This is a genomic window from Lysinibacter sp. HNR, assembly GCF_029760935.1.
GTDB lineage: Bacteria > Actinomycetota > Actinomycetes > Actinomycetales > Microbacteriaceae > HNR.
In genome coordinates this window covers 2,135,693-2,156,367 of the sequence record NZ_CP121684.1, presented here as the reverse complement: position 1 = coordinate 2,156,367, position 20,675 = coordinate 2,135,693, and the positions used below count along the sequence as shown (strand labels likewise).

At 56.5% G+C, this 20,675-nt stretch carries 30 protein-coding genes; 28 read left to right on the top strand and 2 right to left on the bottom strand.

All coding sequences use genetic code 11. The annotated features are described in order from the left end of the window. On the bottom strand, positions 1-555 hold the full coding sequence (locus FrondiHNR_RS09835) for a hypothetical protein (protein ID WP_279352595.1): 555 nt from the start codon (positions 553-555) through the stop codon (positions 1-3). A gap of 545 nt (positions 556-1,100) precedes the next feature. On the opposite strand from FrondiHNR_RS09835, the gene rpsJ reads away from it, so the two are divergent. The 24 genes from rpsJ (at position 1,101) to FrondiHNR_RS09715 (ending at position 14,602) form a co-directional block, all read left to right on the top strand. Continuing rightward, a complete protein-coding gene (rpsJ, locus tag FrondiHNR_RS09830; protein WP_141915681.1) occupies positions 1,101-1,409 on the top strand; it encodes a 30S ribosomal protein S10 in 309 nt (102 codons plus the stop codon). Between the two features lie 7 nt (positions 1,410-1,416). Then, a complete protein-coding gene (rplC, locus tag FrondiHNR_RS09825; RefSeq protein WP_279352594.1) occupies positions 1,417-2,073 on the top strand; it encodes a 50S ribosomal protein L3 in 657 nt (218 codons plus the stop codon). A 3-nt stretch (positions 2,074-2,076) separates the two neighbouring features. Continuing rightward, positions 2,077-2,739, top strand: coding sequence for a 50S ribosomal protein L4 (rplD, locus tag FrondiHNR_RS09820; RefSeq protein WP_279352593.1), 663 nt, complete (start codon positions 2,077-2,079; stop codon positions 2,737-2,739). Continuing rightward, entirely contained in the window at positions 2,736-3,035 is a 300-nt protein-coding gene (rplW, locus tag FrondiHNR_RS09815) for a 50S ribosomal protein L23 (protein WP_279352592.1), read from the top strand. Before rplD ends, rplW begins: the two co-directional genes overlap by 4 nt. A gap of 26 nt (positions 3,036-3,061) precedes the next feature. After that, entirely contained in the window at positions 3,062-3,898 is an 837-nt protein-coding gene (gene rplB, locus FrondiHNR_RS09810; RefSeq protein ID WP_279352591.1) for a 50S ribosomal protein L2, read from the top strand. A gap of 15 nt (positions 3,899-3,913) precedes the next feature. Continuing rightward, a complete protein-coding gene (gene rpsS, locus FrondiHNR_RS09805) occupies positions 3,914-4,195 on the top strand; it encodes a 30S ribosomal protein S19 (RefSeq protein WP_279352590.1) in 282 nt (93 codons plus the stop codon). A 25-nt stretch (positions 4,196-4,220) separates the two neighbouring features. Further along, complete coding sequence (gene rplV / locus FrondiHNR_RS09800) at positions 4,221-4,604, top strand: 50S ribosomal protein L22 (RefSeq protein ID WP_279352589.1); 384 nt, start codon at positions 4,221-4,223, stop codon at positions 4,602-4,604. A 1-nt stretch (position 4,605) separates the two neighbouring features. Continuing rightward, positions 4,606-5,370 (top strand): 30S ribosomal protein S3, encoded by a 765-nt coding sequence (gene rpsC, locus FrondiHNR_RS09795; RefSeq protein ID WP_279352588.1) that lies wholly within the window; start codon positions 4,606-4,608, stop codon positions 5,368-5,370. A 3-nt stretch (positions 5,371-5,373) separates the two neighbouring features. Next, entirely contained in the window at positions 5,374-5,793 is a 420-nt protein-coding gene (gene rplP, locus FrondiHNR_RS09790; protein WP_279352587.1) for a 50S ribosomal protein L16, read from the top strand. Next, complete coding sequence (rpmC, locus tag FrondiHNR_RS09785) at positions 5,793-6,113, top strand: 50S ribosomal protein L29 (protein WP_279352586.1); 321 nt, start codon at positions 5,793-5,795, stop codon at positions 6,111-6,113. Before rplP ends, rpmC begins: the two co-directional genes overlap by 1 nt. Before the next feature lie 2 nt (positions 6,114-6,115). After that, positions 6,116-6,433: a 30S ribosomal protein S17 gene (gene rpsQ, locus FrondiHNR_RS09780; protein WP_279352585.1), complete on the top strand. Its 318-nt coding sequence runs from the start codon at positions 6,116-6,118 to the stop codon at positions 6,431-6,433. 31 nt (positions 6,434-6,464) lie between these two features. Next, positions 6,465-6,833, top strand: a complete 369-nt coding sequence (gene rplN, locus FrondiHNR_RS09775; protein WP_279352584.1) for a 50S ribosomal protein L14 — start codon at positions 6,465-6,467, stop codon at positions 6,831-6,833. Positions 6,834-6,835: 2 nt separating this feature from the next. After that, positions 6,836-7,195: a 50S ribosomal protein L24 gene (gene rplX, locus FrondiHNR_RS09770; RefSeq protein ID WP_279352583.1), complete on the top strand. Its 360-nt coding sequence runs from the start codon at positions 6,836-6,838 to the stop codon at positions 7,193-7,195. Beyond that, the gene (gene rplE / locus FrondiHNR_RS09765) at positions 7,195-7,791 is read left to right on the top strand and encodes a 50S ribosomal protein L5 (protein WP_279352582.1); all 597 of its coding nucleotides are present in this window, start codon (positions 7,195-7,197) and stop codon (positions 7,789-7,791) included. Before rplX ends, rplE begins: the two co-directional genes overlap by 1 nt. Before the next feature lie 184 nt (positions 7,792-7,975). Next, positions 7,976-8,374, top strand: coding sequence for a 30S ribosomal protein S8 (gene rpsH, locus FrondiHNR_RS09760; RefSeq protein WP_279352581.1), 399 nt, complete (start codon positions 7,976-7,978; stop codon positions 8,372-8,374). Between the two features lie 6 nt (positions 8,375-8,380). After that, positions 8,381-8,917 (top strand): 50S ribosomal protein L6, encoded by a 537-nt coding sequence (gene rplF, locus FrondiHNR_RS09755; RefSeq protein ID WP_279352580.1) that lies wholly within the window; start codon positions 8,381-8,383, stop codon positions 8,915-8,917. A gap of 2 nt (positions 8,918-8,919) precedes the next feature. Further along, positions 8,920-9,291 (top strand): 50S ribosomal protein L18, encoded by a 372-nt coding sequence (rplR, locus tag FrondiHNR_RS09750; protein ID WP_279352579.1) that lies wholly within the window; start codon positions 8,920-8,922, stop codon positions 9,289-9,291. Beyond that, entirely contained in the window at positions 9,288-10,040 is a 753-nt protein-coding gene (gene rpsE, locus FrondiHNR_RS09745) for a 30S ribosomal protein S5 (RefSeq protein ID WP_279352578.1), read from the top strand. Before rplR ends, rpsE begins: the two co-directional genes overlap by 4 nt. Before the next feature lie 2 nt (positions 10,041-10,042). Next, positions 10,043-10,228, top strand: a complete 186-nt coding sequence (rpmD, locus tag FrondiHNR_RS09740; protein WP_279352577.1) for a 50S ribosomal protein L30 — start codon at positions 10,043-10,045, stop codon at positions 10,226-10,228. 77 nt (positions 10,229-10,305) lie between these two features. After that, positions 10,306-10,938, top strand: coding sequence for a 50S ribosomal protein L15 (gene rplO / locus FrondiHNR_RS09735; RefSeq protein WP_279354529.1), 633 nt, complete (start codon positions 10,306-10,308; stop codon positions 10,936-10,938). A 178-nt stretch (positions 10,939-11,116) separates the two neighbouring features. Beyond that, positions 11,117-12,439, top strand: coding sequence for a preprotein translocase subunit SecY (gene secY, locus FrondiHNR_RS09730; RefSeq protein ID WP_279352576.1), 1,323 nt, complete (start codon positions 11,117-11,119; stop codon positions 12,437-12,439). After that, on the top strand, positions 12,440-13,024 hold the full coding sequence (locus FrondiHNR_RS09725; protein WP_279352575.1) for an adenylate kinase: 585 nt from the start codon (positions 12,440-12,442) through the stop codon (positions 13,022-13,024). Positions 13,025-13,048: 24 nt separating this feature from the next. After that, positions 13,049-13,876, top strand: a complete 828-nt coding sequence (map, locus tag FrondiHNR_RS09720) for a type I methionyl aminopeptidase (RefSeq protein WP_279354528.1) — start codon at positions 13,049-13,051, stop codon at positions 13,874-13,876. Positions 13,877-13,915: 39 nt separating this feature from the next. Beyond that, positions 13,916-14,602 carry a thioredoxin domain-containing protein gene (locus FrondiHNR_RS09715; protein ID WP_279352574.1) on the top strand — a complete coding sequence of 229 codons (687 nt, stop codon included), beginning with the start codon at positions 13,916-13,918 and terminating at the stop codon, positions 14,600-14,602. Positions 14,603-14,608: 6 nt separating this feature from the next. On the opposite strand, the gene FrondiHNR_RS09710 is transcribed toward FrondiHNR_RS09715, so the two are convergent. Then, positions 14,609-16,696 (bottom strand): PTS sugar transporter subunit IIA, encoded by a 2,088-nt coding sequence (locus FrondiHNR_RS09710; RefSeq protein ID WP_279352573.1) that lies wholly within the window; start codon positions 16,694-16,696, stop codon positions 14,609-14,611. A 161-nt stretch (positions 16,697-16,857) separates the two neighbouring features. Between FrondiHNR_RS09710 and FrondiHNR_RS09705 the strand changes: the two genes are divergently transcribed. The 4 genes from FrondiHNR_RS09705 to FrondiHNR_RS09690 are packed head-to-tail and all read left to right on the top strand — an operon-like array spanning position 16,858 to position 20,672. Next, a complete protein-coding gene (locus FrondiHNR_RS09705) occupies positions 16,858-17,163 on the top strand; it encodes a hypothetical protein (RefSeq protein WP_279352572.1) in 306 nt (101 codons plus the stop codon). 46 nt (positions 17,164-17,209) lie between these two features. After that, positions 17,210-17,476, top strand: a complete 267-nt coding sequence (locus tag FrondiHNR_RS09700; protein ID WP_279352571.1) for an HPr family phosphocarrier protein — start codon at positions 17,210-17,212, stop codon at positions 17,474-17,476. Positions 17,477-17,478: 2 nt separating this feature from the next. Further along, positions 17,479-19,161, top strand: coding sequence for a phosphoenolpyruvate--protein phosphotransferase (gene ptsP / locus FrondiHNR_RS09695; RefSeq protein WP_279352570.1), 1,683 nt, complete (start codon positions 17,479-17,481; stop codon positions 19,159-19,161). Then, on the top strand, positions 19,161-20,672 hold the full coding sequence (locus FrondiHNR_RS09690) for a PTS mannitol transporter subunit IICB (RefSeq protein WP_279352569.1): 1,512 nt from the start codon (positions 19,161-19,163) through the stop codon (positions 20,670-20,672). The genes ptsP and FrondiHNR_RS09690 overlap by 1 nt, the downstream gene beginning before the upstream one ends. The last annotated feature ends 3 nt before the right edge of the window (positions 20,673-20,675 follow it).

Below are 20,675 nucleotides of genomic sequence, written 5' to 3'. Positions count from 1 at the left end.
CTACCATCCCCGTGAGTCAAACAGCTGTTTCAATTCAAGCCACTCAAGGGAACCGGGTTGGGGCTGCCGCAACGAGGCAATGCGGGTAGCTTGTAAAAAGCTATCGGTTGTCACCCGCTTGCCCTCAAACTCAAGCACCGATACTGTTGCTAGGTTATGAGTCTCAGCAGTTGGGAAAATGAGCAACCTGTCGCCGAGAGAAACCTGATCTGCGGGAAGGTCTCTGATAGCTCGCTGAGCTCGTTCTACGAGAGCGCGGGCTGCAGCCACGCGCTGTTGAACGTGTGCCTCCGCTGCCGATATAAGGCCTTTGACACGTTTCACCTCGGATACGTGTCGATTGAGGCTGTGTAGGGCCTCTTCACACCGACCAACCAGGGCCAAGAGCAGCGTGTTAAGCGAACGGGCGCGTGTGCAAAAGGCCGTTGCGGATGAAGCATTCCACGTTGTGTGTGTTAGAAACCTCTCTAACTGGTCGTGTAGATCCCGGGCCTGAGCCATCTGCTGATTGAGAAAAGCAGCCTGTTTGAGGAGCGCATCTTCTGTGCCATACACGGCGGTTAGCCTTTCTCAAGAACAAACGAAACGAGAGACCAGTTGGAGCTGTGTAACCTACGCTAATATCCACGTCACGGGGGTGCCTATGTGTACATCGTTCCTGTGTACAACTGTGGATAGGTTCCCGCGTGAACCCCTCTGTGAGTCTCCGGAGCGTAACCGGGTACAGATCCCCCGTCTGTTGCTTGGCGGGCTTTGAGCGGGACTGGCTTAAGAAGCGACACGCCCGGGTTGCATAATGATCTATTTCTATGGCAGAATTACGTAGTTCAGTATTTCGTGATGCCTCGTGCTCGCGAATCACTGCCAGGCAGTGCATAGCTTGATTGAGACTACTCAAAAGAACAGCTAGGCCGCGGGTAGCAGAACACTGCTCATAATCCCATCTCGCTCAACGAACATACTCCTGTGCCGTTGTGAGGTGAGAGCGTGAGTCTTGATATAAGAACAGCGGTGTGACATGAGAGTGTTCCACGTTATAGTCCGCAAGTCGTCCAATGTGGTGAAAACCATACGACGCAACCAGAAAGAGAGAGTCACACATGGCGGGACAGAAGATCCGCATTCGACTTAAGTCGTATGACCACGCCGGTCTCGACACCTCGGCACGCAAGATTGTTGACACGGTAACCCGCGCGGGTGCCACCGTCATCGGTCCGGTGCCGCTTCCCACAGAAAAGAACGTGATCGCAGTTATCCGTTCCCCTCACAAGTACAAAGACAGTCGCGAGCACTTTGAAAAGCGCACTCACAAGCGTCTCATCGATATCGTGGATCCGACACCCAAGGCTGTCGATTCACTGATGCGTCTTGACCTGCCCGCCGATGTTAACATCGAGATCAAGCTCTAGGGGAATCATGTCTACTGCTGCAAAGACCTACAAGGGTCTGCTGGGCACCAAGCTTGGCATGACCCAGGTGTGGGACGAGAACAACAAACTCGTACCCGTGACCGTTATCGAAATCACTCCGAACGTGGTAACCCAGGTTCGCACTCCCGAAATTGACGGATACAGTGCGGTTCAGATTGCCGCCGGTCAAATTGACCCCCGCAAGGTGAACAAACCCGCTCAGGGCCACTTCGACAAGGCCGGTGTTACGCCGCGTCGCCACCTCACCGAAATCCGTACTCCGGACGCATCCGACTACTCGGCCGGTCAGGAACTCACCATCGACACCACCTTCGAGGCGGGTCAGCTGGTTGACGTTGTGGGCACGAGCAAGGGCAAAGGCTTTGCCGGAACAATGAAGCGTCACAACTTCAAGGGTGTGAGTGCATCACACGGTGCACATCGCAACCACCGTAAGCCCGGTTCTATCGGTGCTTCAGCAACCCCCGGTCGTGTCTTTAAAGGACAGCGCATGGCGGGTCGCATGGGTGGAGACCGAGTGACGGTTCAGAACCTCACGGTTCACTCCATTGATACCGAGAAGAACGTCATTCTGGTCAAGGGCGCCGTTCCCGGTGCTCGTGGCCGTCTTGTATTCGTTCGCAACGCTGTGAAGGGGGCGTAGTTCATGGCTAACGCAACCACGATTGATCTCATCAACGCGCAGGGAAAGAAGACCGGCACGGTAGAGTTGCCCGCTTCTATTTTTGACGTTGAGACCAACGTTCCGCTTATCCACCAGGTTGTTACCGCTCAGCGTGCGGCAGCTCGCCAGGGAACCCACAAGACCAAGGGTCGTGGTGAGGTATCCGGTGCGGGTCGCAAGCCGTTTAAGCAGAAGGGAACCGGCCGTGCCCGTCAGGGCTCAATCCGTGCCCCTCAGATGACGGGCGGTGGAATTGTTCACGGGCCGACGCCTCGCGACTACTCGCAGCGGACACCCAAGAAAATGATTGCCGCGGCCCTCCGCGGATCGCTGTCAGACCGCGCACGCGGCGAGCGTATCCACGTTGTTGAGTCCCTGGGAATTGAAGACGTACCGTCAACCAAAACCGCTATTGCCCTGCTGTCGCAGGTCGCGCCCGGACGCCGAGTACTCATGGTGCTCGACCGCAGCGACGACCTCACACAGAAGAGTGTTCGCAACATCGAAGACCTCCACGTGATCAGCTGGGATCAGCTCAACGCGTACGACGTGATCGTGAGCGACGACATCGTCTTCACCAAGGCGGCATTCGATGGCTTTGTCGAGGCAAAGACGAGCGGTGCTAAGAAGGAGGTTTCGGCATGAGCCTGAACAAGAATCCACACGACGTCATCATCGCTCCGGTTGTCTCTGAGAAGAGCTACTCGCTGATCGACACCAACGGGCAGTACACCTTTGAGGTACACCCCGATTCCAACAAGACCGAGATCAAGCTTGCTATTGAAAAGGTCTTTAACGTCAAGGTAGCGTCGATCAACACGCTGAACCGCAAGGGTAAGACGCGTCGCACAAAATTTGGAGTGGGCAAGCGCAAAGACACCAAGCGTGCCATTGTGACGCTCAAGTCTGGCTCCATCGACATCTTCACGGTCGTTAGCTAGGCCAGGAAGTCAAGAGGAATACACACATGGCTATTCGTAAGTACAAGCCCACGACGCCCGGTCGTCGCGGTTCGAGTGTTGCTGACTTCGCTGAGATCACGCGCTCGACCCCGGAGAAGTCGCTTCTCCGCCCGCTCCCTAAAACCGGTGGTCGTAACAGCTCGGGTCGCATCACGACCCGTCACATCGGTGGTGGACACAAGCGTCAGTACCGCGTGATCGACTTCCGTCGTCACGACAAAGACGGTGTAAACGCTAAGGTCGCCCACATTGAATACGACCCCAACCGCACGGCACGTATCGCCCTGCTCCACTACGTGGACGGGACCAAGCGCTACATCATCGCCCCCAACAAGCTGTCGCAGGGCGACATCGTTGAGTCGGGTGCCGGAGCCGATATCAAGCCGGGTAACAACCTCCCGCTGCGTAACATCCCCACGGGTACCGTTATTCACGCCATCGAGCTGAAGCCGGGCGGGGGAGCCAAGCTGGCACGTAGCGCGGGAACCTCGGTGCGTCTTGTTGCTAAGGACGGTCCCTACGCGCAGCTTCGCCTGCCCTCGGGAGAAATCCGCAACGTAGACGCTCGCTGCCGGGCCACGGTCGGCGAGGTTGGCAACGCTGAGCAGTCCAACATCAACTGGGGTAAGGCCGGACGTATGCGCTGGAAGGGCGTTCGTCCCACCGTTCGTGGTGTTGCCATGAACCCTGTTGATCACCCCCACGGTGGTGGAGAGGGTAAGACGTCCGGTGGTCGTCACCCCGTCAGCCCCTGGGGTCAGAAGGAAGGCCGCACACGCCGTCCCAACAAAGAGAGTGACAAGCTCATCGTTCGTCGTCGCACCGTCGGCAAGAAGCGCTAGTAGGAGTTTTAGAAGATGCCACGCAGTCTTAAGAAGGGCCCCTTCGTTGACAACCACCTGCTCAGTAAGGTTGTTGCCCAGAACGAGGCCAATACAAAAAATGTGATCAAAACCTGGTCGCGCCGTTCCATGATCATCCCGGCAATGCTGGGACACACCATCGCGGTACACGATGGACGTAAGCACATTCCCGTGTTTATTACCGAAACCATGGTTGGGCACAAGCTCGGAGAGTTTGCTCCCACCCGCACCTTCCGTGGACACGTGAAGGACGACAAGAAGGGCCGTCGCCGCTAAGCGGCGACGTGAAGGAGGAGAAAGAATGGTTGAGTCGATCGCACGCGTTCGTCACATCCGCGTAACCCCCATGAAGGCTCGCCGCGTCGTTAACCTGATCCGCGGCAAGCAGGCTGAGGAGGCTCTTGCTATCCTCAAGTTCGCCCCCCAGGGTGCGAGCGAGCCGGTATTCAAACTGGTCACCTCGGCAATTGCCAACGCCAGGGTGAAGGCAGACGCGACAAATACGTTCCTGGATGAGCAGGATCTATTCATCTCAAAGGCATACGTTGATGAGGGTACCACCCTTAAGCGTTTCCGCCCGCGAGCACAGGGACGCGCATTCCGCATTAACAAGCGCACCAGCCACATCACGGTTGTCCTTTCGACACCGGATGAGGTCACGGACGGGAAGAAGGGAGCCAAATAATATGGGCCAGAAAGTAAACCCCTACGGCTTCCGTCTGGGAATCACCACCGATCATGTATCGCGTTGGTTCTCCGACAGCACCAAGCCGGGTCAGCGTTACGCAGACTATCTTGCAGAGGACATCAAGATCCGTCAGCTGCTCGCCAAGACTCTTGACCGTGCGGGTGTTGCTCGCATTGAGATTGAGCGCACTCGGGATCGCGTGCGTGTGGACATCCATACCGCCCGCCCCGGTATCGTTATCGGTCGTCGTGGTGCTGAAGCGGAGCGTATCCGTGCAGACCTCGAAAAGCTCACGGGCAAGCAGATTCAGCTCAACATCCTCGAGGTTAAAAACCCCGAGGCTGAGGCTCAACTGGTAGCACAGGGCATTGCCGAGCAGCTCACCGCCCGTGTGGCCTTCCGTCGCGCGATGCGCAAGGGTCTGCAGGGTGCGCAGCGCGCCGGTGCCAAGGGTGTTCGTATCCAGGTGTCCGGTCGTCTGGGCGGTGCCGAGATGAGCCGTTCAGAGTTCTACCGCGAGGGACGTGTGCCGCTGCACACCCTTCGTGCAAACATTGACTACGGCTTCTACGAGGCAAAGACCACTTTTGGTCGTATCGGTGTCAAAGTCTGGATCTACAAGGGTGACATCACCAATAAAGAACTTGCTCGTGAGCAGGCGGCTCAAAAGTCGTCTCGCCCCGAGCGTGGTGACCGCCGTCGTGCGCCGCGTAACAACAACGCGCAGACAGAGGCACCAGCTGTAGCAGGAGCGGAGAAGTAAAGCATGCTGATTCCACGTCGAGTCAAGTACCGCAAGCAACACCACCCGGGTCGTAGCGGCCAGGCAAAGGGTGGCACCACGGTGAGCTTCGGTGAATTTGGTATTCAGGCGCTCACCCCCGCCTACGTGACCAACCGTCAGATCGAGGCAGCTCGTATTGCCATGACGCGTCACATCAAGCGTGGTGGAAAGGTCTGGATTAACATTTACCCCGACCGTCCCCTCACCAAAAAACCCGCCGAAACCCGTATGGGTTCGGGTAAGGGTTCGCCGGAGTGGTGGGTTGCAAATGTCAAGCCGGGTCGTGTTCTCTTTGAGGTCGCCGGTGTAAATGAAGAGCTTGCTCGTGAGGCGCTCACCCGCGCAATTCACAAGCTTCCGCTTAAGGCCCGCATTATCAAGCGAGAGGAGGGCGACGCGTAATGGCTATCGGATCAAAAGAATTGACTCCCGCCGAGCTCGACACATTTGAGGATGAACGCCTCGTCGAAGAGCTTCGCAAGGCAAAGGCAGAACTGTTCAACCTGCGTTTCCAGTCGGCCACCGGCCAACTGGAGAGCCATGGACGAGTTCGTCAGGTAAAACGCGACATTGCTCGTATTTATACGATCATTCGCGAGCGCGAGCTGGGCATTCGGGCAACTCCCGCCCCCCTAGTCTCGCCGTCTGATAAGAAGACCGCCACGAAGAAGACCAAGAAAGCTGATGCCGCCGCTGACGCTTCAGAAACGAAGGAGGCCTAGTCATGGCAAAGGTCGAAGATAAGACCGACGGCCACGCATCGGCCGCAAGCGACGTTCGCGACAAGACTGAGCGTGGTTATCGTAAGGCTCGTCGTGGTCTTGTCACGAGTGACAAGATGGACAAGACCATTGTGGTGGAGGTTGAGGACCGCGTAAAGCACCCCCTCTACGGCAAGGTTATTCGCCGAACCTCCAAGGTGAAGGCACACGACGAAAACAACAGTGCCGGTATTGGTGACCTCGTGCTCATCAACGAGACCCGCCCCCTAAGCGCCACTAAGCGCTGGCGCCTGGTCGAGATTCTCGAGAAGGCTAAGTAAGCCGCGAGGCCTGCTTAAGAAGGAGTAAGAAGTGATTCAACAGGAATCCAGAGTCAAGGTTGCCGATAACACCGGTGCCAAGGAGCTGCTTACCATCCGCGTTCTCGGCGGCTCGGGTCGTCGTTACGCAGGATTGGGTGACACCATTGTGGCAACCGTGAAGGACGCCATACCCGGTGGAAACATTAAGAAGGGTGACATCGTTAAGGCCGTCATCGTTCGTACGAAGAAGGGAACCCGTCGCCCAGACGGCTCCTACATTAGGTTCGACGAGAACGCCGCCGTTATTCTGAAGACAGACGGGGACCCCCGCGGTACCCGTATCTTTGGGCCGGTTGGCCGTGAACTTCGTGACAAGAAGTTCATGAAGATCGTCTCCCTGGCGCCGGAGGTAATTTAATCATGGCTAAAATCAAAAAAGGCGATCTGGTAGAGGTTATCTCGGGTCCCAAGCAGGATCGCGGTGGTTATCGCGGTAAGCAGGGACGTGTGCTCGAGGTTCTCACCGACAAAAACCGCGTTATTGTCGAGGGCGTTAACTACGTCAAGAAGCACGTGCGCGTCAGCCAGAGCAACCGCGGGTCCAAAGAGGGTGGCATTGAAACCCACGAGGCTCCCATCCACGTGTCAAACGTTGCTCTCATTGATCCCCAGACAAAGAAGCCCACACGCGTGGGGTTCCGCGTTGAAGAAGTAGAGAAAGACGGCGTCAAGAAGACGGTTCGTGTTCGCTACGCAAAGAAGTCAGGTAAGGACATCTAATGGCAACGACCGAGGCTGCTGCGACTGGCGCTGTGTTGGATGCACGGCCCCAGCCGCGTCTGAAGCAGAAGTACAAGAACGAGATTATTCCACAGCTCACCTCCGAACTGGGTTACACCAACGTTCATCAGGTTCCCGGACTTGTGAAAATTGTTGTTAACACGGGTGTGGGTGAGGCGGCTCGCGACGGCAAAGTTATTGACGGTGCAATCGCGGATCTCACTAACATCACGGGTCAGAAGCCCATGGTCACAAAGGCTCGCAAGTCTGTCGCGCAGTTTAAGCTGCGCGAGGGACAGGCGATTGGTGCCCACGTAACCCTTCGAGGCGACCGCGCCTGGGAATTTCTCGATCGCCTGCTCACACTCGCCCTTCCCCGTATTCGCGATTTTCGAGGACTCAGCTCGCGGCAATTTGACGGTAACGGTAACTACACGTTTGGTCTGACCGAGCAGAGCGTCTTCCACGAAATTGATCAGGACAAGATTGATCGGGTTCGGGGCTTTGATATCACGGTTGTGACCACCGCCAAGACGGACGACGAGGGCCGCGCCCTGCTTCGTGCGCTGGGATTCCCCTTTAAAGCCGAGGGCTAAAGAATTTGATTTCCTTCATTTCTGAGAACGTTTCGAGAAAAGTGTTGGAGATCAAGTAAAGTTGATCGGGTGACTTTTTGCCTAGCGAGAGTCACCCGATCAACCATAAGTGAATATGTATCAACCATCACAGGTCCCCATGTCGTGTAACGGCTGAGGAAACCAGACGAGAAAGTAGTAACACATGACAATGACAGATCCGGTCGCAGACTTGCTGACCAGACTGCGCAACGCCAACTCGGCGTACCATGATGAGGTGACGCTGCCCGGCAGTAAGCTGAAGTCACACATCGCAGAAATCCTTAAAAAAGAGGGATACATTGCAGATTGGAAGGTTGAGGACGCCCGTGTGGGGACTAACCTCACCCTGTCGCTTAAATATGGTCCCAACCGTGAGCGCTCAATCGTAGGCATCAAGCGCGTTTCAAAGCCCGGTTTGCGTGTTTACGCAAAGTCGACGGAGATTCCCACCGTTCTTGGTGGTCTTGGTGTCGCAATTCTGTCCACCTCCTCCGGTCTTCTGACAGACCGCGAGGCCGAGAAGAAGGGTGTAGGCGGGGAAGTTCTCGCCTACGTATGGTAGACACCCATGTCACGTATTGGAAGACTTCCTATTAGCATCCCCGCCGGTGTCGACGTGAAGATCGATGGCCAGGATGTTGCCGTTAAGGGGCCGAAGGGCGAGTTAAAGCTCACCGTTTCAGAGCCCATCGCGGTTGCAATCGAAGAGGGACAGGTTCTTGTAACCCGCCCGAACGACGAGCGCAACTCACGTTCTCTGCACGGACTCACCCGCACCCTGATCCAGAACCAAATTGTTGGTGTCACCGAAGGGTACTCTAAAGCCCTTGAGGTTGTGGGTACCGGTTACCGTGTTCAGGCAAAGGGCTCGGGCGCTGAATTTGCCCTGGGCTTCTCGCACCCCGTTGTTGTTGAGCCGCCAGCCGGAATTACTTTTGAAATAGAAGGCAGCAACAAGCTCACCGTGCGCGGAATTGATAAGCAGGCTGTTGGTGAAGCAGCCGCAAACATCCGCAAGATTCGTAAGCCGGAACCCTACAAGGGTAAGGGCATACGGTACGCGGGTGAAGTTGTTCGCCGCAAGGCTGGAAAGGCTGGTAAGTAACCATGGCCACAATCAAGAGAGGCAAGAGCCGCAGCGCGGCACGTACCCGCCGCCATGTCCGTCTTCGCAAGAAGATCCAGGGCACAGCTGTACGTCCCCGCCTGGTTGTTACTCGCTCGGCACGTCACGTGTTTGTGCAGGTAATAGACGATTCACAGGGACACACCCTGGCTTCAGCATCAACTATGGAAGCCGATCTTCGTGCGTTTGACGGTGACAAGACCGCAAAGTCACGTAGGGTTGGCGAGTTGGTTGCTGAGCGCGCAAAGTTGGCCGGTATTGAGGCCGTTGTATTTGACCGTGGTGGTAGCCAGTACGCGGGACGCGTTGCTGCTGTTGCCGACGGCGCTCGAGAGGCAGGATTGAGCCTGTGAGCAACGATAAGAAGGAGCAAGAGGTGTCTGCAGAAGCAGCAACCACCGAGCCCACCGCAGCTACGGCCAGCGATGTCTCGGCTACCGAGACGGCAGCCGCTCAGGAAGCCGCAGCGGACAACCGTAATGAGCCTCGTGAGGCTCGTCGTGGAAGTCGGGAACGCAACCCTAATCGCGGAGACCGCGGTAGCCGCGACAATAGCGACAAGAACCAATTCCTGGAGCGTGTTGTCACGATTAACCGCGTATCCAAGGTGGTCAAGGGTGGACGTCGTTTCAGCTTTACTGCCCTCGTGGTAGTGGGTGACGGAAACGGTATGGTTGGCGTTGGGTACGGAAAGGCAAAAGAGGTACCCCTCGCCATTTCGAAGGGCGTCGAAGAGGCAAAGAAAAACTTCTTCCGCGTTCCCCGCGTTCGCAAGACCATTCCGCATCCCGTTCAGGGTGAGACCGCGGCCGGAGTAGTTCTCCTCAGGCCCGCTGCTGCAGGTACCGGTGTTATCGCCGGTGGACCCGTCCGCGCCGTGCTCGAGTGCGCCGGTATCCACGACGTACTCAGCAAGTCGCTGGGATCGTCCAACACCATCAATATCGTGCACGCCACTGTAACAGCGTTGAAGCAGCTCGAAGAGCCGCGCGCGGTTGCGGCGCGTCGCGGCCTTGAGTTTGATCAGGTTGCGCCGCAGCGTCTTGTGCGTGCAGAGGCAGAAGCTGCGGCTGAAGCCGCAGCGGCAAAGGCAGGTGCCTAACAATGGCTAAGAGCCTAAAAATCACGCAGATTAAGTCCAAAATCAGTGAGCGTCAGAATCAACGAGACACGCTTCGTAGCCTGGGGCTTCGCAAGATCGGCCAGACGGTCGTCCGCGAAGACAACCCGGTGAACCGTGGCTACGTCAAGACTGTTGCTCACCTGGTCAAGGTTGAGGAGGTCGACTAGTGGCCGAGGAAAAGAAAGAAGCCAAAAAAGTGGAGTCCGTAGAGGCCCCCGCAAAAAAGGCTCCCGCTAAGAAGGCTGTGGCTGATACTGCTGAGTCTTCCGCTACCGCGGCAAAGAAGGCTCCCGCTAAAAAGGCTCCGGCCAAGGAGACCTCAGCCAAGGAAGCTTCGGCCAAGAAGGCTGTGGCTGATACCACTGAGGCTCCGGCTAAGAAGGCACCCGCTAAGAAGGCTGCTCAGGCTAAGAAAGCTGCCGAAAGCGCTGAGCCGCGTGAGCAGGTCCTGAAGATGCATCACCTTCGCCCCGCACCCGGTGCAAAAAAAGAACGTACCCGTGTGGGTCGCGGTGAGGCCTCCAAGGGTAAAACAGCGGGTCGTGGAACCAAAGGAACCAAGGCTCGTTACCAGGTTCGCGCCGGTTTCGAGGGTGGGCAGATGCCGCTGCACATGCGCACCCCCAAATTGCGCGGGTTTAAGAACCCTTTCCGTGTCGAGTTCCAGGTTGTTAACCTGAACAAGCTCGCAGAGCTATACCCCCAGGGTGGTGACGTGACCGTTGGTGACCTGGTTGCCAAGGGCGCTGTTCGTAAAAACGAGCGGGTCAAAGTTCTTGGCGATGGCGATATTTCGGTGAAGCTTAACGTTTCGGTAGACAAAGTCTCCGGTTCGGCTGAGCAGAAAATCGTTGCTGCCGGCGGTTCCGTAAACTAAATACATGTATGTGGGGCAATACCAACAAACTCGGGCCACAAAACACTGTGGTTTTACAGGTGTGTTGAGTATTGCCCCGCATTAGCCATTAACAGGCCTGCAGAATACGTGTAGGCTCAGTAATTGGTTAGCTCACCCCGCCGTTGGGAGAAACGGTAAACAAAAGCAGGAGGCTTTTTTGTTCAGCGCTATCGGTCGAATTTTCCGAACACCAGATCTGCGACGCAAGATTGGGTTCACCCTGGGAATCATCGCGATTTTCCGCCTGGGGTCGTTCATACCCGCGCCATTTGTCGATTTTGGAAATGTGCAATCGTGTCTTGCCGTGAACCAGAACACCTCCGGGCTCTACGAGCTGGTTAACCTCTTCAGCGGTGGAGCGCTTCTACAACTTTCAATTTTTGCGCTGGGAATCATGCCGTACATCACGGCCTCGATTATTACCCAGCTACTTCGTGTGGTGATTCCTCACTTTGAGGCGCTTCACAAAGAAGGGCAGGCGGGTCAGAGCCGCCTCACCCAGTACACGCGCTACCTCACCATTGCTCTGGCCGTTCTTCAGTCCACAACGCTCATTACGGTTGCCCGTAGCGGTCTTCTCTTTGGAGCGAACACGCAGACCGAATGTGCAAACCTACTCACAAATAACTCGTGGTACGCTGTTCTGCTCATGGTTGTGACCATGACTGCGGGAACGGGTCTCATCATGTGGATGGGCGAGCTCATCACGGAGCGCGGTGTTGGTAACGGAATGTCCCTCCTGATCTTCACCTCGATCTCTGCACAGTTTCCCAGCTCTCTCTGGGCTATTCAGCAGTCACAGGGCTTTGAGGTCTTCCTGCTTGTTATCGCGGTGGGTATCGTCATCATCGGGTTGGTTGTGTTTGTGGAACAGTCACAACGCCGTATCCCTGTGCAGTATGCCAAACGTGTGGTGGGCCGCCGTACCTACGGTGGAAACAACACCTATATCCCCATTAAAGTGAATATGGCCGGTGTTGTTCCCGTTATCTTCGCCTCTTCGCTGCTTTATCTGCCGGCCCTTATCGCGCAGTTTAACCAGCCGCAGGCGGGTGAAGAGCCCGCAGAGTGGGTCGTGTGGATTTCTAACTACCTCACCCAGGGTGACCATCCGCTCTACATGCTTCTTTACTTCATCCTCATCGTTGGCTTTACTTTCTTCTACGTCGCGATCACGTTTAACCCCGAAGAGGTCGCCGAGAATATGAAGAAATACGGTGGCTTCATCCCCGGTATTCGCGCGGGACGCCCCACTGCTGAGTACCTGGATTACGTTCTTACACGCATCACCTTCCCCGGCTCTCTCTACCTGGGTATCGTCGCTCTGATCCCGCTGATCGCCCTCTCGCTGGTGCAGGCTAACCAAAACTTCCCCTTCGGTGGAGCCTCGATTCTTATTATCGTGGGTGTCGGTCTTGAGACCGTGAAGCAGATTGACGCGCAGTTGCAGCAGCGTCACTATGAGGGACTTCTTAAATAAATGAGTGTGTATCGTCTTCTTATCATCGGCCCGCCCGGTGCTGGTAAGGGAACTCAAGCGGCCCTTCTTGCCAAACGTCTAGGAGTTCCCGCTATCTCTACCGGAGATATTTTCCGCGAAAATATTAGGGAAAAAACTGAGCTTGGCGTTCAGGTTAAAGCGATTGTTGATAGCGGATCATACGTTCCGGATGAGCTCACCAACAAGATTGTGGCCGATCGTCTCGCCTGGCATGACGCGCTCGGTGGTTTTTTGCTTGACGGTTATCCCCGTACCCCCGAACAGGTCGTGGAGTTGGATCGCATTCTTGCAGCCTCCGGTCATCAATTAGATGTGGTCGTGTTGCTTGAGGCCGATACCGATGCTGTTGTTGCGCGTTTGCTGAAGCGTGCGCAGGAGCAGGGGCGCTCTGACGATACGGAAGAGATCATTAGGCACCGTCAGGACGTGTACGCGGCCCAGACCGAACCCCTTATTAAGACCTATGACGAGCGTAAGCTCGTGGTTCGGGTGGACGGCATTGGAACGGTTGACGAGGTTTTTGCACGCATTACGGCTGTGCTTGGACTTGCCGCGGTTGCCTAGCAAAAGTGCTGTGTTGGTGTGAGTATTTTTCGTAAGTCAATCTATAAGACCCCCGAGCAGCTGCGGCAGATGGTTGCTCCCGGGCTTGCAACAGCAGCCTCGCTTGAGGCAGCCCGCATGGCGATTGTGCCGGGTGCAACAACTCTGAGTGTAAACGCGGCGGCAGAGGCCGCCTTGGCCGAGAGGCGCGCGCGATCTAATTTTAAGCAGGTTCCGGGATACCGCCACACAATATGTGCCTCGGTGAACGAGGACGTGGTTCACGGCATCCCTAACGATCGTGTGCTTCAACCCGGAGACATTGTGTCGATTGATAGTGGGGCGGAGATTGGCGGGTGGAACGGTGATTCAGCGTTCACCGTTGTTCTTCCCGACCCAACTCGTCCAGAACTTGTTGCCGAACGCCAGCGTCTTTCCGAGGTGACCGAACAGTCACTGTGGAGAGGAATCGCTCGTCTTGCTCGCGCAAAACACCTCAATGAGGTGGGGGAGGCGATCCAGGACTACATTGAGTCGCAGGGCAACTACGGAATACTGACCGACTATATTGGACACGGGATTGGCCGATCCATGCATGAAGAGCCTCCCGTTTACAACTATCGGGTTCATAGGCGTGGACCCGAGGTAAAGCCCGGCCTTGTGGTTGCGATTGAACCCATGGTGGTGGTGGGTTCTACCGATACGTTTGTTCGGGACGATGAGTGGACTGTAGCCACGGTAGATGGACTCTCCGCGGCACATTGGGAGCACAGTGTTGCCGTCCACAAAGCTGGTATTTGGGTGTTAACCGCCCCAGATGGTGGTGAATCTGCACTAAAACCTTTAGGAGTTCGGCCTGTTCCCATAAGCTAGTAGTTATAAGACTATTGAATGCTTCCTGAAAGGAACATTGTGCCTAGATTATTTCGACTAACTACAGGTGCCGCTGGCTCTATCCTCGTGCTATTGGCCGTGAGCGCGTGTGCGGGATACGGTGGAGAAACAGAGACCACCGCGAGCACCCCCTCTTCCACGGTGGTTGCTCCCGCCAACACACAGGACGGTGGATTGGTTGCGGGGTCGGGGCCCAACGAGATCGATGTCTGGTTAGATTTTCAGTGTGGACACTGCCTCGATTTCGAAAAGACAAACGGCAGTTTTTTGCAGAGCCTGGTCGAAACCAATACCGCTACCGTTCGGTTGCACCCCCTTTACTTTCTAGATCGGGGCCAAAGTCAAGCATCACTGAGCGCGGCAAACGCCCTGGTGTGTGTGGCTGACCACCAGCCGGATGCAATGCTTGAGTTCAACCAGGCTGTGTTTGCTCTTGACCCGGGTTCTTGGGACATCGCAAAACTTCAGCAAGAAGCTCAGAGTCTGGATATTCACGGTGTTGATAGCTGTATTCAAGATGGAACATTCACGGGATGGCTCACCGAACAGCAAGAAAAAGCTCTGTCCGGACCACTCGCGGCAACAACCGAGATTAACGCGGTTCGAGGAACCCCCACCATCATTGTGAACGGCTCGGTCTATAGCGGACCTCCCAGCGATAACAGTGCTTTTGTGGCCTTTTTTGAGTCTGTAAAAAGAGCGTAAGGGTCGCTACTCGCCCATAACACCGCTGAGCGCCTCCAGGAACGTTTCAAAGGAGTCTGACGAGCGGATGATCTGCTGTGTTTCGCTGCGAGCGCTGAACACTTTAACCAGTTGATCAAAAACCGTTTGGAAGTCTTCGCGGTCATCCGCTGAGAAAGCCACAAAGGCCACTATTTGAACGCGGCTTTCTCCCCACGGAATTGCCGTTTTTGACACAGAGATCGCTATTGCGGTTCTGTGTGCGGTCATGTTCATTGCGTGGGGAACGGCGATGAGTTCGCCAAAAGCGGTGGAAGACATCCGCTCCCGCTCGAGTGCGTCGTTCACATAGGACTCTTCGACAACTCCCTGCTTAATGAGGAGGTTTCCTAGGGCGCGGATAGCCTCTGTTGCGTCCTGTGCGGCAAGCTCAGTGGTGAAGAGGTTGGGTGAGAGATAGCGCAGTAGTCGTTTTTTGAGCTCGTGACGTTTATCGCGTCGATGGATTCGAGAAGCACGGTAGCGAATACGCTCCTTGTCCTCCTCCGTCAAAAAAGGTTGAATGTGTAAAACATCCGGGAGGGCCGGAGGCACCGGGATTGTTGAGAGCACGATATCGGCATCGATGCGAGCCCAGTCGACGTCGGTGCGAGTGATGACCGAGGTGATTTCTAGGACGTCGTGAAGCTCCTGTTCGATGCGATTGCGAAGAAAAAGGTGCATCCCGTAGTAGTCGGGACAGACAAAAACACAGCTCAGACGTTTGGTACGGGGAGAGACTCGCTCTAGGTGTGAGCCGACGTGCAGTGCTAAAAACGCAATTTCATTTTCATCAAGTGTCGCGTTAAAGCTGCGACCTATCTTATCCGCGAGGAACACCGCGACCTCGTATACGGTGGGATAGCTTTCTTTAAGCGACTGGGTCATGGGGTTGGGGGAGGAGAGGCGTCCTTTTGCCCGCTCGATGACGTGCGTAACGTGTTCGGTAAGTCTGTCAATGAAAGCGTCGTCCGAGAGGTCGAGAGTGAAGTGGGAGCTGGCGTTGTGAACGATTTCTGCAACCTGCGGTCTGATTGAGGACGAGGCTGGGAGGGGTCCTGAATCTGCCTCGCTATTGAGGAGGGAGCCGAGGTGTTCTGGTGCCTGGCCGGGACGACGGACCACCTGAGCTTCAAAGAGGTGTGCGATGTGTTGGGTCTCGCTGCACGGAGGCCAACCGGGCAGGGGTACGCCTGCCTGAAGCTCGTTTGATCGGGGGGTATTTGGCTGAGGCCTGTCGAGGAATGACCGGCTCGATTCAGATCCGCTGAGCCCTGTGCTTTCCGGAGGTTCGGCGACTGCGCCAAAGATGGTGTGCGCCATCTCGATAACCGCGGGAGAAACAACGGGTGGTGGGGTAACCACGTAACCGCTGGCACTTTCGGGAAGTAAAAACCCCGAACGCACGCGGGCGCCCGCGATCGCAGCGCTCAGAAGTACACTGCTCAGGCCAAAATCGTTAGCGCTGAGGCCGTCCCGTTGTAGCAGCTCGATAACCCGAGTTTTGAGCGGACCGAGAGGTGGTGTGGCAAAGTGCGATTGCACGTGAGCGAGGTCTATCACATTGTTGGTGAGCTCCTTGAGATAGAGGGAAGCCAGGACGCGTCGTTTGTCCAGTTCGGTTCCCATGATGCTCACGTCGGAGCCGGAGCGCTTGAGTGAGAGGTGTGAGCTTTCGAGTGCGGGGCGGATGCGGCGAAGATCCGCCTCAATCGTAGACTCGCTGACAAAGTATTCGGAAGCTATCGTGTGAACATCCATAGGTTGACGCTCGTTTAGGAGACGTGTGATGAGCGAAGCCTGGCGATCACTGGGACGTTCTGCAATCTGTGGTTCGATGGCGGAAGAGGCATCGTGGGCCTTGAGGAATTGCTGGTAGTCGTCCCGCGCGATTCGGTACCCCCGGCTGCTCGCCTCGACAACCTCAAAGGGTGCGTAGAGTTCGCGGACGGTGGCCGCATAGTTGCGCACGGAACGGGTGGTGACACCGAGGGAATTGGCAAGCTCATCGGCGGTAACCCAGCTCTCAGCGGCAGCCAGATAGGCAACAAGCTTGTGGGCTCTCTCGATGGACACGAAAACAGTTTATGCTTTGTTTCTGAAAAGCACGGGGACGGGGCGGAAAGTTTATCGGGTGGAAGTTTCCTAATGTGAGGAAAATCCTCTACTGGAAGCCCTCGTATGGGAGAGGGATAATGAAAAGCTGGGGAAACAAATGGGGATTGACAGGAGAAGACGTGTCTAGGGTAACCGTGGTGTGCGGTGCGGGTGTGTCAAGTACTTTCTTGGTGCAGAGCATGACCGAGGCCATGCGCTCGCGTATGCCCAAATCGGAATACGTGCTCTCCGCATCAACCATCTTGTTGCTGAGGGATCACGGTCCGGGGGACATCATTCTTCTGGGTTCACACCTCGCAAATCAGCGAGATATTGTGGCTCGGGAATATCCTCTGGCCCGTGTGGTTATCCTCTCCGAGAGAGTTGTTCGTGAGCGTGACGGGAATGCCGCGCTTGACCTGGTGCTCTCCGTCCTCAACGATTAACACATAATCTGACCGCAAATATATTAAGACTACGAAAGCTGAGATCATGGCGGAAAAAACCGTAACTATTTTGTCAAAAGAAGGCCTGCACGCACGTCCTGCTTCTCTCTTTACCCAGGCGGTCGTTGCCAGCGGTGCCGAGGTAACAATAGCTAAGCCCGGTGGAAACCCGGTTAACGCGGCCAGCATTCTCAGCATTATTGCGCTGGGGCTGAGCCACGGCGACGAGGTTATAGTGACGGTTACGGGTGACAATAGTGATGCCGTGTTGACCGACCTGGTGACCTTTCTTGAGACGGATCACGACGCATAATCATGACCGCAACCACAAGTTATCTTCACGGCATTGGAATAGGCCGTCATCTCGCGGTGGGAAACGTGCTGCGAATGCCCGATCCGATGCCCGCTCCGATCGACACCATCAGCGAACTTACCGTGGAGCAGGAACATAAGCGTGCCTCGGAATCGCTGGCATTTGTTGCTGCCGAGCTGAATGTTCGCGGCGCGAAGGCGGGTGGATCTGCCCGGGAGATCCTCGAAGCGCAGGCGCTTATGGCGCAGGATCCCAGCCTCATGACCTCAATTGACGATCTATTGTCGCTGGGAAAGACCGCTGAAACAGCGGTCTGGACAGCGTTTGGAACGTTCAGAGACATGCTCATCGGGTTGGGCGGTTACATGGCCGAGCGCGCAGCCGACCTGAACGACGTGTCGGGTCGCACCATTGCCCACCTTCGGGGCCTGCCCGCACCGGGAGTGCCCGTGTCTGACGAACCATTCGTTCTGGTGGCTCGTGATCTGGCTCCCGCAGACACCGCCCTGCTTGACCTCACCAAGGTGCTTGCGCTGGTTACGAGTGACGGCGGACCCACCGCGCACACCGCCATCCTGGCGCGTGAGAAGGCGATAGTCGCCGTTGTTGGCGCCGAGGGTGCGCTCGACCTGAGCGATGGAACCACCGTGATTGTTGATGCGGCAACGGGAACCATCACCGTGGATCCGGAAGAAGCTGAGCAGCAAGCCGCTCGCGAGGAGCGCGATCGGAGGCGTGAGGCTGCAACGGCCCCCAGTACCCCCGGTGCTCTTGCCGATGGTACTCTTATCCCCCTACTTGCAAATCTTGGGTCGGCCGGAGCAATCCCCGCCGCACTTGAGGCCGGCGCGGAGGGTGTGGGGCTGTTTCGCACCGAATTTCTTTTTCTCGATGCCGTCAGCGCCCCCACTATTCAGGAGCAGCGCGAGAAATATCAGGAACTTCTTGCGGCCTTCCCTGGACAGAAAGTAGTTGTGCGTCTGCTCGATGCGGGAGCGGATAAGCCCCTCTCCTTTTTGAACCCCGAGCGTGAAGAAAACCCGGCCCTAGGGCTCAGAGGGTTTCGCGCGCTGCGCACCAACGAAGACATCCTGCGGGAGCAGCTTACTGCTCTCGCGGAGGCGGACGCCGCCACCGAAGCGGATCTCTGGGTAATGGCGCCCATGATCTCCACGGTGGAGGAGACCCGCTATTTTACAGAACTCGCTCACGAATTGGGGCTCTCTACCGTCGGTGTGATGGTGGAGGTTCCGGCAGCGGCAATTACTGCCAAGCACATTCTTCGTGATGCCGCCTTTGTCTCGATCGGCACCAACGATCTGACGCAATACACCATGGCGGCGGATCGGATGCTTGGAAGCGTTGCCGCGCTACAGGATCCGTGGCACCCGGCTGTTTTACAGCTGGTGAAAACGGTGGCGGAAGCCGGAAAAGAAGCGGGGAAACCTGTGGGAATCTGCGGCGAGGCCGCGGCTGACCCACTACTAGCTGTTGTTTTGGCGGGGCTCGGGGCAACAAGCCTCTCCATGTCACCCGCTGCGCTCGCCGATGTTCGGGCCGAGCTGTTACAACACACTCTTAACGAGGCCCAGCGTCTGGCCTTGATAGCACTCGACGCAGAAGATGCACAGACCGCGCGAGCGGCTGTTGTTGCGGAGACACAGAAGAAAGCACAGGAATCATAATGACGACATCTGCGGAAACCACCCGCGGTGGAGCTCGTGTAGGGATACAAAAGTTTGGTACCTTCCTTAGCGGAATGGTGATGCCAAATATCCCCGCGTTTATTGCGTGGGGTCTCATCACGGCCTTTTTCATCCCGGTTGGGTGGACCCCCAACGCGGATCTTGCCCAGATCGTAGGGCCGACCATTCACTACCTCTTGCCCCTGCTGATCGCCAACACCGGTGGAAACATGGTGCACGGGGTACGCGGTGGTGTTGTTGCGTCAATCGCGCTTATGGGTGCGATCGTGGCGGCCCCCGATAACCACATGTTTATTGGAGCGATGATCCTGGGTCCGCTTGCCGGATGGATCATGAAGAAACTTGACGCCCTTTGGGATGGCAAGATTAAGCCCGGCTTCGAGATGCTGGTGAACATGTTCTCGGCGGGAATCACCGGGTTCATTCTTGCCATCGGCGGGTACTACGGGATCGGTCCGGCTGTGACCTGGATTACCAGTGTGCTGGGTGGCGGGGTGAACTGGCTGATTGAGACGGGGCTTCTTCCCGTGACCAGCATCCTGATCGAACCGGCAAAGGTGTTCTTCCTGAACAACGCGATTAACCACGGTGTACTCACCCCCCTGGGTACGGAGCAGGCAAGTGAAGCCGGTAAGTCGATCCTCTTCCTCCTGGAAGCAAACCCCGGTCCCGGTGTGGGAATCCTTCTCGCGTTTGCCATCTTTGGCGTGGGACTGGCTCGGGCGAGCGCGCCCGGTGCGATCATCATCCAGTTCTTTGGTGGAATTCACGAGATTTATTTCCCCTACGTGCTGATGAAGCCCATGCTGCTGCTGGCCGCTATTGCCGGTGGCGCCACCGGTGTGGCCACCAACATGATCTTTGACGCCGGACTGCGCGCTCCTGCGGCCCCTGGAAGCATCTTTGCAATCCTGGTGCAAACCGCAAGCGATAGCTACCTCGGGGTGATTCTCTCGGTGATACTGTCCGCAACCGTCTCGTTCCTGGTGGCCGCCGTTATCCTTCGCGCGAGCCGTGCTCGCGACCTGGCCGCAGAGGCTGCTGGTGAAAACAAGTTGGCGGATGCTGTGCAGCAGAATGCCGAGAATAAGGTTGGCGGAAGCCGGGTTGGTTCGCTGCTTGGAGAGGGCACTGTGGAAGCAGAAGCGGCCCCGGTGGCGGTTGCGACCGCCACCGTTACCCCCATCTCGAGTGTCATCTTTGCCTGCGATGCGGGCATGGGGTCGAGCGCTATGGGTGCTTCTGTCCTTCGGAACAAGCTCAAAAAAGCCGGTGTGACAAACATCACTGTGACAAATAAGGCGATTGCTAACCTGGTTGAGGGCGAGACGGACGTCATTATTACGCAGCAGGATCTCACGCCGCGTGCGCAGGGACAGGCGCCCCTCACCCGTCACATTTCGGTTGAGAACTTTATGGCCAGCCCCCGGTACGACGAGATCATTGCTGAGATAGTCTCTCAGCAAGAGTCACGCCCAACGGGAGAATAGAGG